Raw genomic sequence first — 14,375 nt, 5'->3', positions numbered from 1 at the left:
ATGAGTGATAATTCTAAAGAAAATTTACGCCAGATAAAAAGTTATGTCCAAAGAGCTGGCAGAGTGACAAAAAAACAGCAGCAAGCTCTCGATGATTATGCATCTAAATATATGATTGAATATGATCAAAATAAAAGTTTAGATTTTTCTGAAATTTTTAAAAATTCTAATGATGTAATATTAGAAATAGGTTTTGGAATGGGTGGGTCATTGGTACAAATGGCTTTAGAAAATCCTACTAAAAATTATTTAGGGATTGAGGTTCATAAAGCTGGAGTTGGTAATATTCTATATGAAATTGAGCATCAAAATATTTCTAATCTTTTAGTGATGAGTCATGATGCCGTAGAAATATTAGAAAATATGATATCTGATAATTCTTTGTCAGGAATGCAGATATATTTTCCAGATCCATGGCATAAGAAAAAGCATAATAAACGTAGATTAGTGAATCAATCAAATGTTGACTTATTTGCTAAAAAACTCAAAGTAGGTGGGGTATTTCATTATGCTAGTGATTGGTTGCCATATGCAGAGGAAGTATTAGAACTTCTTGAAAATGATAATAAATACAAAAATCTATATGATGGATTCGCACCGCGACCAGAATGGCGACCTTTGACAAAATTTGAGAAACGAGGTCAGAATCTCGATCATCCAATATCAGATATTCTTTTTGAAAAGATTTAGGGATAAAAAGTGAAAACAGCTAGATATAAAAGAGGGTTCATAAAAGCCAGTGAATATAATAGTAAATTCCATTTTGATAATATTTTTTGTCCAGATTGCGGCAAAGCTAAACTAAAAATAGTACGTAAAGCTGATCAAGAAGCATATTTTGCTTTTATGATAGATCAACATCATGATGAGCTTTGTCCAAGGGTTGCCAAACCAATTCAGGATGAAAAAATCAAAGAATTAGTTTTAAGTGATTCAAAAAAAGATATGAGTAAGTTGAATTTTCTAGTAAACAAGAATTTAGAAAAATGTATAAATCTTGTTACTAAGCTAGAGAATAATGGTGAGCTTTCCAAAGAAGAAGAGCTTAATCTGATGCCACAAAAGAAGCAGCAACTTACGGAAAATCGTATTAGAGAGTATTCAAGACAAGATATTTTAACTATTAATATTCTTGATTTAAACTTCATTGATACTCATGCGCTTAATAATAAATATTGTCTAATTTATGGTATTGCAGGAATTACACTTTCTGATATTGGAGAGAGTAAAAAACTGTTTTTTAAGGCAGATCAGGATTCTAGATTTTCGATATTTGTGGTACCTAGTCAGATTAAGTATCTTGATTTTGAAAAAGGTAAAAGAGCTAAATTTGCCGTATTTGGTAAATTTAAGAAAGTTGGCAAGTTTATAAATTTAGAAATTCGTTCAACACGTGATCTTGTTATCAAGGATTAGTAGTATGCACGTAAAAATTAGATATGAAAATTTAAAGGATCAAGAACAGATATATGAGCTAATATCTGAAGCATTTGATACCAGTGACGAGGAGAAATTGGTTAGACTATTACATACAGATCATCAAAGTTTAATATCTTTGGTTGCCGAGACAGATAAAGGCAACATAATAGGTCAAGTAATTCTCTCAAAAATGACAGCTGAAGAAACTAATGAGCTTAAAATATATGGATTAGCTCCGATGTCTGTAGCACCCAAATATCAACATAAAGGAATAGGCACTAAGCTTATTGAAATGATGATAAAAGAAGCTAAGAAAAATAAGATTGATGCAATATTTGTTTTAGGGCATCCTAGTTATTATCCGAAGTTTGGCTTTAAAGCGACCATAGAATACAAAATAAAATGTGAGTATGATGTGCCAGAAGATGTTTTTATGGTGCTAGATTTGTCGAATAAACTGGATCAGTTAAAAGATCAGAAGGTCTATTATGCCGAAGAGTTTAGGAAAGTTTTTTAGTAAAACGATATTATATTTTTCATGATCTAACTTCAAGTCTTCTCTATTTTAGGTAGATAATACTAAATCAATAAGAGGATAATAATTGTGAAAACAATATATCGTGCAAGTATCTTTACATTTAATAAAAATGCAACGCTTCAGTCATTATTAGGTTATAAGGTTGACAATTTATTTTCTTACTCAAAAGACTATACCTTTCTGAGAGATGGAGCTGTAGTTGTCGAAAATGGTTTGATAACCGAGGTTAACGATTTTTATAAGATCAACGTGGGTGAAAATGATAGGCTGGTAGATTATTCTGGTAAGTTGATTATGTCAGGATTTATCGATACACATATGCATACAACTCAAACAAAAGCTGTAGGCGCTTATGGTGAAAAGCTTTTAGAGTGGTTAGATAATTATATTTTCCCAAGTGAAGCTAGTTTTAATAGTAGTTCTTTAGCATATAAAGAGTTTGATCTTTTATTTAAAGAATTATTCAAGAATGGAACTACAACTATATGTGGATACGCTCCAAGTGCTTATGACGGTACGGACATAGTTTTTGAAATAGCTCAAAAATATAATATGAGAGTAGTGCTTGGAAATACTATTATGACTCAAGGTAATAAAGAAATAATTACCGATGCTCAAACCAATATGAAAATCTCCGAGAAGCTTTGTAATAAGTGGCATAATAGAGGACGTGCTAGTTATGCTCTTACCCCAAGATTTGCTCTTAGTTGTGATGATGAAACTCTTAACTTATGCAAAGAGTTCATGCAATCGCATGAAGATGTTTATGTACAAACACATTTAAGCGAAAATTTAAATGAAATCAAAGATACTTTAGCAATGTATCCAAATGCTACTGATTATCTAAATGTTTATGAAAGTTACTCATTAATTACGGATAAAACTATCTTAGGACATTGTATTCACTTATCAGATAGTGAATGGAATAGAATGAAAGATCAAGGTGGTGTTATAGCAAGTTGTCCAACTAGTAATAACTTCCTTGGCAGTGGTCATTTTGACTATAAAACGGCTATTGAAAAAGATATCAAGCTAACTTTAGCTACTGACTGGGCAGCAGGTAATACTCTAAGTATGCTTCGTGTAATGGATGATGCTTATAAGGCTGCATTACTAAATTCCTACAAACTTGAAACTCTGGTACGCTTGTTCTCTTCTACTCTAGGCAGTGCAAAAGCTCTAGGCTTAGACGATAAAATTGGCAGCCTAGAAAAAGGTAAAGAAGCTGATTTTATCGTGATAAGTACTGATAATAATTCTCTACTTAAATATAGACTTGAAACAGTACAAAATCTTCAAGATTATCTATTTTCAATTATTTCTTTAGGAGATGATCGTTTAATTGATGCTACATATATTTATGGTAATAAAGTTTACTAATATAGGTTAGCAAAATAATTATTTAGAATTTTTGTTAAAATCAAATTAACTATTTTCTATATATCCAATTATATTATTGATTTCTAAATTAGATTTTGCTAATATTGTGAATTAGAAACTACAAATGTTAATAATAATTATGGATTTAATACAAATGAAAGATAACGCTAATAAAGCATCATCTTTGTTAAAAGCGATATCTCATGAATCTAGGTTGTTGATACTTTGTTTGTTATTAAGGAAAGAAATGACTGTTGGAGAACTTGCAGAGTATTCTGATCTAAGTCAGTCAGCTTTTTCTCAGCACTTATCTGTTCTTAGAAATAAAGGATTAGTTAAGTGTAGAAAGGAATCGCAAAATGTTTATTATAGTATTAAAGATTCTTCAGTAATCAAAATATTAGAAGCATTATATGGCATATACTGCGGCGAAGAAAAAAAGTAAAAAATTTAAACAATATATTAGGATTAACTAAATTAGGAAAGCTTAACATAAGGGAGAGCAAGCATGAGTAAAGTAAAAAATATTTCAGTTAAAGATTTTTTAGAATTACAAAAGAAAGAAAAAGTAAAATTAATAGATATCAGAACAACTGGTGAGCATAATAGAGAGTGTATTGATTGTGCTGAGAATATTTCTGTTGATGAAATATATGATGCAGATATTCAGCCTGATGAAATTGTGGTTCTTCACTGTCAGTCTGGTAACAGAACAAATCAAGCAGCTACTAAAGTAAAAGATCTAAACGCGAAAGCAGTATATTTGTTAGAAGGTGGTTTGAATGCTTGGAAACAGCACAAGCAACCTACAAAAAAAAATGTTAAAGAACCTCTGCCAATAATGCGTCAAGTACAGATAATAGTTGGTTTTATGGTATTGTTGGGTGTAGTGCTTTCGTTTACAGTATCGCAATATTTTGCGATTTTGAGTGGGTTCTTTGGTGCAGGACTTTTATTCGCTGGCTTAACAGGCACATGTGGTTTAGCAATAATGTTAGAATTTTTACCATATAATAAAAGAAAATAACACTTTATATAATATTTCTAAAGGAGCTTATAATGGCTAAAAAATATCTCATAGTTGGTGGTGTTGCTGCAGGTGCATCAGCAGCTGCAAGACTAAGAAGGCTTGATGATAAAGCAGAGATAGTAATGTTTGAAAAAGGACCGCACGTATCATTTTCTAACTGTGGTTTACCTTATCATTTAGGTGGGTATATCGAACCAGCTGAAAAATTAATCTTAATGACGCCTGAAAAGTTTGATACAAGATATAATATTGAGGCTCGTACAAATTCGGAAGTCGTTAGTGTTGATAAATCAAATAAAACTGTAACTGTTATAAACCACATAACTGGAGAAGAGTATACTGAAAGCTATGATAAGCTAGTGTTAGCTGTAGGTGCTAAGCCGATAGTTCCTCCTTTTAAAGGTCTTGAGACAATCAATCACTTCATATTAAGAAATGTTGTCGATGTCAAAAAAATCCATAAAGCTGTTTTTGATAGTGAAAAATCTGTTAAAGACGTGACAGTTATAGGAGCAGGCTTCATTGGTATTGAGGTTGCAGAAAATCTTAAAGAAAGAGGCTTTAATGTAACTATAGTTGAGATGGCTAACCAAATTATGCGTCCATTTGATTATGAAATGGTTAAGTATCTAGAAAAAGAGTTATTAGATCATGATATAAACTTGATGCTATCTGAGAAAGTAGTTGGTTTTGAATTTGATAAGGTTTTGCTTGAATCAGGTAAAGAAGTTAAGTCAGATTTAGTGGTTTTAGCTATTGGTGTGGCACCAGATACTGCATTTCTAAAAAATGTAGGCATTGATCTAGCTAAAAGTGGTCATATACTGGTTAATGAGAATTATCAAACATCAGATAAAGATATTTATGCAGCAGGTGATGCTATATTGGTTAAAAATGCTCTTACTGGTCAAGATTTTAATTTGCCGTTAGCAGGACCAGCTAATAAGCAAGGTCGCTTAATTGCAGATCATATAAATGGTAGAAAAATTGTAAACAAAGGTTATATTGCTTCATCAATCATTCAGATATTTAACTATACTGGCGCAGCAACAGGCTTAAACGAAGCTTGGATTAAGTTTCATAATTTAGATATCGATTATCAGGTAGCATATACAGCACCATTTGATAGAGTAAGTATCATGCCTAATGCTCAAAATGTATTTACAAAAATATTATTTGAGAGTAACACAGGTAAACTTCTAGGTGCTCAGACAATTGGTAAAGGTATAGTTGATAAGAGGGCGGATGTGTTTGCAACAGCTATCAAAGCGGGTATGACAGTAGAAGATCTTCAAGATCTTGAGTTATGTTATGCTCCTCCATACTCAACAGGTAAAGATGTAGTTAACCATACTGGTTATGTTGCTAATAATCTTTTAAATGGAGATTTTAAACAGGTTCTATTTACTGATGTTGAAAAGCTTTTAGCTGAGAATGCTCAAATTATTGATGTTAGAGAATTTGGTGAAACATCTAAGGGTATGCTAGCAGGTGCTAAAAATATACCAATGTCAGAGATTAGAAATAGATTGTCAGAGCTTGATAAAACTAAGCCGGTATATGTACATTGTCAGTCAGGTCAAAGATCATATAATGTAACTCTAATGTTACAACATCATGGCTATGATGTTTATAATATTGCAGGTGGTTATGCTATGATTTCTAATTATTATGGCACTATTGAGCGTATTACAGGCGAGTGTCGTATTTCAATAACTTAAACTAACTAGAACAGATAAATATATCTAGGAGGAACTATGATTTTTAGACAACTAATTGATAGAGATACTTATACCTATACTTATATTTTAGGTTGTGAGCAAACTAGGGAAACTATAATAATAGATCCTGTAAGATTTAATGTTCAACAGTATTTAAAACTATTGAGAGAACTTGATCTTAAATTGATTTATGCTGTAGATACGCATGTTCATGCAGATCATGTAACAGCAGCAGGTATTTTAAGAAAAGAAACAGGTTGTGATATAGTACTTGGTGGTGAGAGTGCAGCTCAATGTGCTACTAAAAAAGTATTTGATGGAGATATACTAACATTTGGTAATTATCAGATTAAGGCAATATATACACCAGGCCATACAGATGACTCTTACTGTTTTATAACAGAGAATATGCTTTTCACTGGAGATACTTTGCTGATTAGAGGTTCGGGTAGAACTGATTTTCAAAATGGTGATTCTTATGCTGCATATGAGAGTATTATGACTAAACTTATGACTTTACCAGGTAGTACAATTATTTATCCAGGTCATGATTATAATGGTGTTACTAGTAGTAGTGTTGCCGAGGAAAAGAGAAATAATCCAAGACTACAAGTGAACTCGCCAGAAGAGTACGCGAAGATCATGGATGATTTAAAATTACCTCCACCAAACTATATAGATATCGCAGTTCCAGCTAACCTAAAATGTGGTATAGAAGAAGAGTAATATGTTTTTAATTATATTTGGATTTATTTGTGGAATCGCTTTGGGCTTAACTGGTGGTGGTGGATCTATATTAGCTGTTCCATTACTCACTTATGGTGTAGGTTTGGATTTCCATACCGCGGTTCCTATTTCTCTACTTGTAGTAGGCTTTACAGCTATTTTTGGTCTTGTAGTTAACTATAAGCAACATGATATTAATTATTTAGCAGCTGCTATAATGATTACTACAGGAGTTATTTTTGCTCCAATTGGTAGCTACATATCTCAAGGCTTATCAGACAAAGTGTTAATGGTTAGCTTCTCTATACTTATGATTACAATAGGTATTTGGAGTTTGATAAAAGCAAAAGTTATGTCAGGTGCTGAGAAATCAATATGTGAGAGTATCGCTCCGAAATGTATTATCGCATTATTAGTAAGCGGTGCAATCGTTGGTACTCTGACTGGATTCTTTGGAGTTGGTGGTGGATTTTTGATAGTGCCTGCGTTGGTGTTTATAACAGCTATGCCGATTAAAAGAGCCATAAATACTTCTTTATTAGTAATATTTGTTGTATCAATATCTGGGTTTATATCGCATTACGAAGAAGAGCATATGAGTTGGTATGTGGCTGGTATGTTTATAATTGGTAGTGTAATTGCGATGTTAATAGCTACTAAACTTAAAAAAAGACTTAATGATAAAATCTTACAAACATTATTCGCTATTATGTTGGTTGTGCTTGGAGCAGTGATTTATTTTATTAATTAACAATCTTCAGCTTTGACTGTCTTAAAGCCATAGAATGCTGCGAAAGCTTTGTTATTATCATTACTACTATCACATGTTATCGCTTCAAAAGTTATACCATAAGGTTCCGTTTCTCCATGAAGTTCGAATGTTGGTATAGTAATATTCTCTATTTTTTTGCTATGTGACTCAGCAATAATCTCTTGTCTATGTTGATTGAACTTATAAAGTGAGTAATAAGCATTTCCCATAACTCCCACTATAGTTATTAAACCTATTAGAAAGACTATATAGGATTTTTTGAAAAATTTATAAATAAGAGTTATAGTTGTGCTCTGATTGTCATAAAATTGCTGCATCACTGCTATAAAAAATATTATATAGTATATTAGCATTAATCTAATCTGTATGCCGTAACTAGTGGCAAGAGGAGCCATTATAAAGATTGATATGATTAATGTTAGAGAGTATATGATGATGCTAACTTTTGAGTTTTTTTGATTAGTAATGACAAAAATAAAATATAAGATAAACAACCATACAATAATCATTGTATGAGGCCATAAGTTGTATCTAAATATATGAATAAAATAAAGAAGTTGACTAAAAATAGAAATATTTTGATCACTTGACATTTGATCCATTCTGACGTAGTTTCCTGGAGCGGCTATTAAAATAACTCCTCCAATCAAAAGACCAGTCAAGAAAAATAGAATTCCTTTATTTATTATTTTGTTATTTATTTTTCTCTCAATAAAATAGGCTAAACAAAATACTAACAATACTCCGACAAACTGTTCATTGTATAAGCCTATGAAAAGACCAACAATTAAACTCATTAAACAGAATTTTTTATTCTGAATTATTAGATAATAGTAGAGAATTGTGAGAATGACATATCCCCAAAGATATTGTATAGCAGCAGTTTTCCATATTACTTGACCTATAAATCCTGTCCAAGTGAACATTAAAGCAAAAAAGAATGAATATATAATAAAATCTTTTGATGCTAAGCTATACTTGTTTCTAGTCACAATTTTGAAGATAAATATTACAAATAAGCTCATAGATATTGAGTTTATAATATTTATGGTTAGCAAAGATAGAGTTAAGTATTTTTTTGAAAATAGAGTATATACTAAAGCTTGTGCTGACATTCTACCTGTCCAACCTGTATAATCTTGGGCTAAAAAATGGAAGAATGAACCATTTACTAAAGTATCATTTAAAGCTCTCCAAAAGTCATCCATCGCTAATGGTTGACAACAATTTATAAATAAAAAGTACAGAAAAATAATAAAACTTATAAATATTTGTTGTTTCAGTGACTTATTCATTATTATATTAAATGCTCTTAAATTTATTACATTATATCTGACTAGGCTAATATTTAAAAATATAAATCAAAAAGCGATTTTAAGATATTGTTCTTATCAAGAAAGACTAGTTAGTTTTTAGCCAACCTGTAATACTGAGTCTTTTGTTTTCTGTGAGTACAGATAATACTTCGTGTTCAATAGTTTTGCTATCAAAGAGAACTATTTTCCCATTAGTTGGGAATATTTGTAATGTTTGATTGTTAAGATATAGTTTTAACTCTCCGCCAAAAGATTCATTCCAAATCTCATTAAGATAGCAAACTATAGATATCGTTCTGCGATCATCATTCTGAAAGGTATCGATATGTTTTTTATAGAATGAGCCTTGAGGATAAACTGCATAGTGAAATTCCTTTGTTACGATTCCAGCAAAACATGTTTTATTAAGATATTCAATAAAGCTATTTATCTTTTTAAAAAAGACTGAGGCATGTTTTGTTTCATCTAGCCAAAAAATAAAGTCATTACGTATCGATCTTTCCAAGTTTTCATTTAAGCGATTACCTATTGCTGACTTTTTAAAGCAATCAGCATCATAAAGGAGATTAAGTTCATTGCGTAGTTGAGTTGTTTCATCATTAGTTAGCCAATTATCAATAATACAGAAACCATTGCTAAGATAATCATTAATTATTTTTTCATAAAAAGGATTAATTTCGAAAAAATCAGACATACAAATGCCCAATTAGTAAAGAGTAAGGAATTATATATCAGAAACTAAAAATTAGTTATCTATTTTTATGATAAAGTCTTCTAAATATTCATCAACATCTAACTCATATTCAGAAATAGCAAAATGCTTAGCAGATTTTTTTTGTTTGTGCATTTCATCGGTAGAGCCGGTGTTTAAATGATGCCAGTCAGGCAGGTCTTTATTTTGTAGTAAAAGCTTATAACTACAACTATTAGGCAGCCATTTGTGGGCATGATTTTTAAGCTGTTTATATGTTAGATTTATACAGTCAGGTACAATCTGCTTTCTTTTTTCATACATACTGCATTGGCATTTTCCAATATCTAAAAGCTTACAGCTAACTTTTGTATAATATACTTCATCAGTTTCATCATCTTGAAGCTTATTTAAACAGCAAAGACCACATCTATCGCAAATGGATTCCCATTGCTCTTTACTCATATCTTTTAGATCAATTTCTTGCCACCATTTACTCATAATTTATTCATCTATGATAGTTTGAGAAGTATTAAACTAAATTATTTAAGAAAAATATAGTCTAAAAAGAAAAGTAATACATTCTCTCATCCTAAATTAATTCTTGGTATTCTAATAAAATCAATGGTTACAGTAATAAACTCAGTATGATGTTTTGAGTTTTAATAGAGAATATTTAAGAAATTTGTTGAACTGGTTGGGTTAACACTGGAGAAATACCTGTTTGTACAAAAATTTGCTGTTGAATTTTTGCAAAAGCATTTTCGTAGGCCTGAGGATTAAGGATTGCATAAGATGTATTTATTGGAGCAGCTCCTTGATTAGGATCCGGAGTTGATTGATAGACTACAAAGTTAATTCGTATACTAGAGTCTTTAGTTGATTGCCTATAAGGTTGTATAAATGCTGTAGCTTCAGTATATTCAGATTGTCCCCAGCCATTAGCATTTTCGGTACTTTTAGCGGTAATAATGCCAGTATTGAAGTTAGCATCTTGAATGATATAACCTAGATTTTGCATAACAGTAACTGTAGCATCAAAAGCTGTTCGTAAATCAACATTAAAAACTTTTGTTTGCATAAGTTGAATTTGCAGAGGTGTTAAATTTGGTTGTTGTGGTCCTGATGATATACATCCAGATAAAGCTAAAATAACTAAGTAAACTAAAAGACTAAATTTCTTACGCATATTATAAAAGCCTCATCTAGAAGTTAGTTGATAATGATTTATAGTTAGAGACAATATTACCCTTGAATGTGATAATAATAGTCATAGTTTTTTGTGATTGCATGAATCCCGATTCTTGAGTATTTTCACCTGTTATCAGTAGTGTTAAGAAACCATCTCTAGAAGCATTGTTCTCTACAGTTGCATTTGTCTGATATGTCCAGACAGATTCTCCGCTTGCATTCTGAGTAACTATATTAGGAGAGCCAAAAGCATTTATAACTTCATCTTTGGTTGTTACACCTTTTTTAAGAGTTAAAGAAACATTACCAGAAGTATAAGGAGTTTTTACAAATCCAACATCTTGTGGGTTAGTATTACTTACACAAGAGTTAAGGATAAATACTATTCCTATCAGACATATAGTTTTAAATTTCATAATAGTCTCTATGGTTTATGAGGAGTAATTTGTCGAGGATATTTTATTACAGATATCATAATAATGGTATCTAAAACTTTATGATTTTAAAAGTATTAATAGTTTATGAGATCTATATATATCATTGCTAATAATGTATAATCAAAATCATAAAATTCGCTAATAAATATTATCTATACAATAATTATGAAAACTACTGCTAGAGCTAGAAATAATGCTCGTTTATATACTGTGCAAGCTTTGTACCAAAAAAAGGTTGCAGATCATACATTTTCTGAACTAAAAACTCAATATTATGCAGATAATGCAGAGAGACACTATACTGACTGGGATCTTTTTTATAGATTAATGGATGCAGTTAGAGAAAACCAAGATACTATAAATAACTATATACAAGATAATTCAAAAAATGGTATCGAGTCTATAAATTATGTGGATTATGCTGTATTGCAGGTCGCTATAGCAGAGCTTATAGAATGTCTAGAGAACCCATATCAGATTATTATAAAAGAGTATGTTGAAATTTGTTATAGTATGGGTACAGAAGAAGGGTATAAATTTGTTAATGCTGTTCTACAAAATCTAGCTAAGTCGATTAGAGGTGAAGAGTAAAGTTATCTTGTGATGCAAGAAAATTAAACTTATTACGATGTTCTTGTTGTTTGTTCTTATCTAAAGTTGCTGTTAGTATAGTTTCTTTATATTCCTCATGAGCTAAAACATCCCCATTATAGTCAATGATCAGACTATCTCCAGAATAGCTAAAGTTAGGGTCATTACCAACTCTATTACAAGCGATAACATAAGCTTGATTTTCTATTGCTCTTGCTTTTAGTAATGATTTCCAATGTTCACGGCGAGACTCTGGCCAACAAGCAACATTTAGTAATACATCATATTCATTATTATTACAATTAAATACAGGGAATCTTAGGTCAAAGCATATAGTCAAAAGTATATTAAATCCTTTATAGTTAATGATTTGACGTTTATTTCCATTGGTATATTTTTTATCTTCTCCAGCATGTATAAATAGATGATTTTTATCGTAAGTGTAAACTTGCTTGTCAGGAGTTACAAAATAAAGCCTATTGGCAATTTTATTTTCTGTAAAAGTTGCAGCGCTACCAACGATAGCATAATTTTTATCTTTTACTTGATTGTGCATCCAGTTGATAATATCTTCTTCAGAACTAGCCTCATTGGTAGGATTCATTATAAAACCAGTATTGAACATTTCACATAGCACTACCAGATCTGTCTGTTTATCAATATTGGTGATTTTATTTTCAATAGCTTTATAGTTTGCTTGCTTATCATCCCAAACAATATCTGATTGAATTACACTAACTTTTAACTTTGACATATACTATCCTTGTTTTGGTGTTTAGGCCTCTTTTGAAAGTTTAGCAATATTTTTCATAATCGTTAAGAATTAAAATGCTATATACAAAATATAATTTGTTGACAAATAAATAGCACAATAACATAATAATCCTAATTTATTTTGATACATATATGAGGAAATTATGAAAATTATAAAACTAAGAAATTATGCTCTATTATCTATATTTATATTTGCTTTTGTTATCGGTTGTTCAACCATCGAAAATAATAATGGTATAAAATATGTAGAGGGTTATTACATTGTAAATATGCCATATAGTTTTGATAAGGTTTATAGTGCAGCATTAGAATCAATAAAAGCTGGTGAAACTTATACTACTACAGGTGGTCCGTATGATTTGAAAATAAATGACAATACTGGTGTTAAAGCGATCTTAGAAGGTGTTAATGATAATGATCCTAGAGATACTATTCGTGTAGAGATCGTTAAATTATCAGACAAGCTTACGAAAGTAGCTATCAAGTATGGAAAAGATGGAAACTCTATTAGATCATCTGCAGAAGTTCAGATTATTGAAGGTAATATTAAATACGGTTAATAGATAAATTTTATTCTAAATTTTTGCAAGAATCTTTGCACCTTTGATTATCTCATCATCTTTTTTAGCAAAACATAATCTTAGTAGCCCATTTTGTGGTTTTTCAAATAATGATGATATTGGAACTAAGCCAATGCCATGCTCTTTGATTAAATTAGAGGCGAAATCCTCATCAAACTCGTTGCTAATATCACTGTAGTCTAGCATCTGAAACGGAGAGCCATACCATTCAAGAACTTTGAATCTAGTGCCTTTTAAGTTATCTCTTAAAAGTTGATTTTGTTTTTTGTATAGTTTGTTGAGATTAATGTAATACTCAGGGTGTTCAATAATTCCCTCTGCTAAAGCTAGTTGTAGGGGATGTACCGCTGAAAAAGTTGCAAACTGTTTTACAGCTAAGATATTTCTAATAACCTCTGTTGGAGCTATAACTACTCCTTGACGCCATCCAGTAACATTATAAGTTTTTCCTAGAGATTGAAGAACAATGAGCTTATCTCTTAACTCAAGTATTTCAATAGCGCTTGTAAAACTCTCTCCAGCATAGATGTGCTCGTATACCTCATCAGAAATTACTAGAAGATTTTTATTTTTAACAATTTTAGCAATTTCTTTAAATTCATCTTCTGATATCACAGTACCCATAGGGTTATGAGGCGAATTTAAGATGATAAGTTTTGTTCTATCTGTGATTGCATTTGCAATAGCTGGGATATCAATTCTACCATCAGCTAGTAGTTTTAGTCTTACGCATTTACCTTGGTTAAGTTTTGTAGCTCCAACATAAGTATCAAAAACTGGATCAAACATGATAACTTCGTCACCTTGTCCAATATAAGCAGATATTAGAGTAAATAGACCTTCTTGGGCTCCTGCAGTGATAGCTACATTTTCAATATTTATTTCTGCATTGTAGCATTTTTTAGTCTTTGTGACGATCGCATCACGCAATACAATAGTGCCTGGAATTGGGGAGTATTGATTTTTTGCGTGCTGCATATGAAACAGTGCTCTATCAATCAACCATTCAGGAGTATCAAATGCAGGAGCTCCTTGAGTGAAATTAAGAGCTTTATATTCTGCAGCTAATGTAGCAAATCTGCCATAAACAGAAGGAGATGTATCTATATAAGGTTTAGCTTTGATCATAGTCTTTGTTATAAATTATTAGTGTATTTACAGTATATAATATAAATATATATTTTAAGTAGAATTTTGTGCGAAAAACA

18 protein-coding genes are annotated in these 14,375 nt (G+C 31.0%); 11 read left to right on the top strand and 7 right to left on the bottom strand.

Annotated features, from left to right (window positions below; genetic code table 11):
- The 9 genes from trmB (at position 1) to IMS64_RS06735 (ending at position 7,565) form a co-directional block, all read left to right on the top strand.
- Entirely contained in the window at positions 1 to 690 is a 690-nt protein-coding gene (gene trmB / locus IMS64_RS06775; protein WP_088821507.1) for a tRNA (guanosine(46)-N7)-methyltransferase TrmB, read from the top strand.
- A gap of 9 nt (positions 691 to 699) precedes the next feature.
- Complete coding sequence (locus tag IMS64_RS06770) at positions 700 to 1,416, top strand: hypothetical protein (RefSeq protein ID WP_211490224.1); 717 nt, start codon at positions 700 to 702, stop codon at positions 1,414 to 1,416.
- Between the two features lie 4 nt (positions 1,417 to 1,420).
- A complete protein-coding gene (locus IMS64_RS06765; RefSeq protein WP_088821505.1) occupies positions 1,421 to 1,936 on the top strand; it encodes a GNAT family N-acetyltransferase in 516 nt (171 codons plus the stop codon).
- A gap of 87 nt (positions 1,937 to 2,023) precedes the next feature.
- Complete coding sequence (guaD, locus tag IMS64_RS06760) at positions 2,024 to 3,337, top strand: guanine deaminase (protein ID WP_211490223.1); 1,314 nt, start codon at positions 2,024 to 2,026, stop codon at positions 3,335 to 3,337.
- A gap of 139 nt (positions 3,338 to 3,476) precedes the next feature.
- The gene (locus IMS64_RS06755) at positions 3,477 to 3,782 is read left to right on the top strand and encodes an ArsR/SmtB family transcription factor (RefSeq protein WP_211490222.1); all 306 of its coding nucleotides are present in this window, start codon (positions 3,477 to 3,479) and stop codon (positions 3,780 to 3,782) included.
- A gap of 63 nt (positions 3,783 to 3,845) precedes the next feature.
- A complete protein-coding gene (locus IMS64_RS06750; protein ID WP_012280660.1) occupies positions 3,846 to 4,364 on the top strand; it encodes a rhodanese-like domain-containing protein in 519 nt (172 codons plus the stop codon).
- A 32-nt stretch (positions 4,365 to 4,396) separates the two neighbouring features.
- On the top strand, positions 4,397 to 6,088 hold the full coding sequence (locus IMS64_RS06745; RefSeq protein ID WP_211490221.1) for an FAD-dependent oxidoreductase: 1,692 nt from the start codon (positions 4,397 to 4,399) through the stop codon (positions 6,086 to 6,088).
- A 36-nt stretch (positions 6,089 to 6,124) separates the two neighbouring features.
- Positions 6,125 to 6,814, top strand: a complete 690-nt coding sequence (locus tag IMS64_RS06740) for an MBL fold metallo-hydrolase (RefSeq protein WP_012280662.1) — start codon at positions 6,125 to 6,127, stop codon at positions 6,812 to 6,814.
- Position 6,815: 1 nt separating this feature from the next.
- Entirely contained in the window at positions 6,816 to 7,565 is a 750-nt protein-coding gene (locus tag IMS64_RS06735; protein WP_211490220.1) for a sulfite exporter TauE/SafE family protein, read from the top strand.
- Here the strand turns inward: IMS64_RS06735 and IMS64_RS06730 are convergent.
- The 5 genes from IMS64_RS06730 to IMS64_RS06710 form a co-directional block, all read right to left on the bottom strand.
- Positions 7,562 to 8,881: a DUF6056 family protein gene (locus tag IMS64_RS06730; RefSeq protein WP_211490219.1), complete on the bottom strand. Its 1,320-nt coding sequence runs from the start codon at positions 8,879 to 8,881 to the stop codon at positions 7,562 to 7,564. The genes IMS64_RS06735 and IMS64_RS06730 overlap by 4 nt on opposite strands.
- Positions 8,882 to 8,987: 106 nt before the next feature.
- Positions 8,988 to 9,596 (bottom strand): 2OG-Fe(II) oxygenase, encoded by a 609-nt coding sequence (locus IMS64_RS06725; protein WP_035736567.1) that lies wholly within the window; start codon positions 9,594 to 9,596, stop codon positions 8,988 to 8,990.
- A gap of 51 nt (positions 9,597 to 9,647) precedes the next feature.
- Positions 9,648 to 10,094 carry a YcgN family cysteine cluster protein gene (locus IMS64_RS06720; RefSeq protein WP_004287323.1) on the bottom strand — a complete coding sequence of 149 codons (447 nt, stop codon included), beginning with the start codon at positions 10,092 to 10,094 and terminating at the stop codon, positions 9,648 to 9,650.
- A gap of 175 nt (positions 10,095 to 10,269) precedes the next feature.
- Positions 10,270 to 10,782: a hypothetical protein gene (locus IMS64_RS06715; protein WP_012280666.1), complete on the bottom strand. Its 513-nt coding sequence runs from the start codon at positions 10,780 to 10,782 to the stop codon at positions 10,270 to 10,272.
- A gap of 16 nt (positions 10,783 to 10,798) precedes the next feature.
- Positions 10,799 to 11,200, bottom strand: a complete 402-nt coding sequence (locus tag IMS64_RS06710; RefSeq protein WP_012280667.1) for a hypothetical protein — start codon at positions 11,198 to 11,200, stop codon at positions 10,799 to 10,801.
- A gap of 186 nt (positions 11,201 to 11,386) precedes the next feature.
- Here IMS64_RS06710 and nusB point away from each other — a divergent pair, with 186 nt between their 5' ends.
- The gene (gene nusB / locus IMS64_RS06705) at positions 11,387 to 11,812 is read left to right on the top strand and encodes a transcription antitermination factor NusB (protein ID WP_004287326.1); all 426 of its coding nucleotides are present in this window, start codon (positions 11,387 to 11,389) and stop codon (positions 11,810 to 11,812) included.
- Here nusB and IMS64_RS06700 read toward each other — a convergent pair.
- Complete coding sequence (locus tag IMS64_RS06700) at positions 11,796 to 12,566, bottom strand: amidohydrolase (protein ID WP_211490218.1); 771 nt, start codon at positions 12,564 to 12,566, stop codon at positions 11,796 to 11,798. The two genes, nusB and IMS64_RS06700, sit on opposite strands and share 17 nt — an antisense overlap.
- A gap of 163 nt (positions 12,567 to 12,729) precedes the next feature.
- On the opposite strand from IMS64_RS06700, the gene IMS64_RS06695 reads away from it, so the two are divergent.
- Positions 12,730 to 13,146 (top strand): DUF3568 family protein, encoded by a 417-nt coding sequence (locus IMS64_RS06695; protein WP_211490217.1) that lies wholly within the window; start codon positions 12,730 to 12,732, stop codon positions 13,144 to 13,146.
- 15 nt (positions 13,147 to 13,161) lie between these two features.
- Here IMS64_RS06695 and IMS64_RS06690 read toward each other — a convergent pair whose 3' ends face one another.
- Positions 13,162 to 14,295: an aminotransferase class I/II-fold pyridoxal phosphate-dependent enzyme gene (locus IMS64_RS06690; protein WP_211490216.1), complete on the bottom strand. Its 1,134-nt coding sequence runs from the start codon at positions 14,293 to 14,295 to the stop codon at positions 13,162 to 13,164.
- Positions 14,296 to 14,375 lie beyond the last annotated feature (80 nt).

It is taken from the genome of Francisella philomiragia, assembly GCF_018135955.1.
Lineage (GTDB): Bacteria > Pseudomonadota > Gammaproteobacteria > Francisellales > Francisellaceae > Francisella > Francisella philomiragia.
Note: the sequence above shows the minus strand (reverse complement) of the source record. Positions and strands in the feature narration are given on the sequence as shown.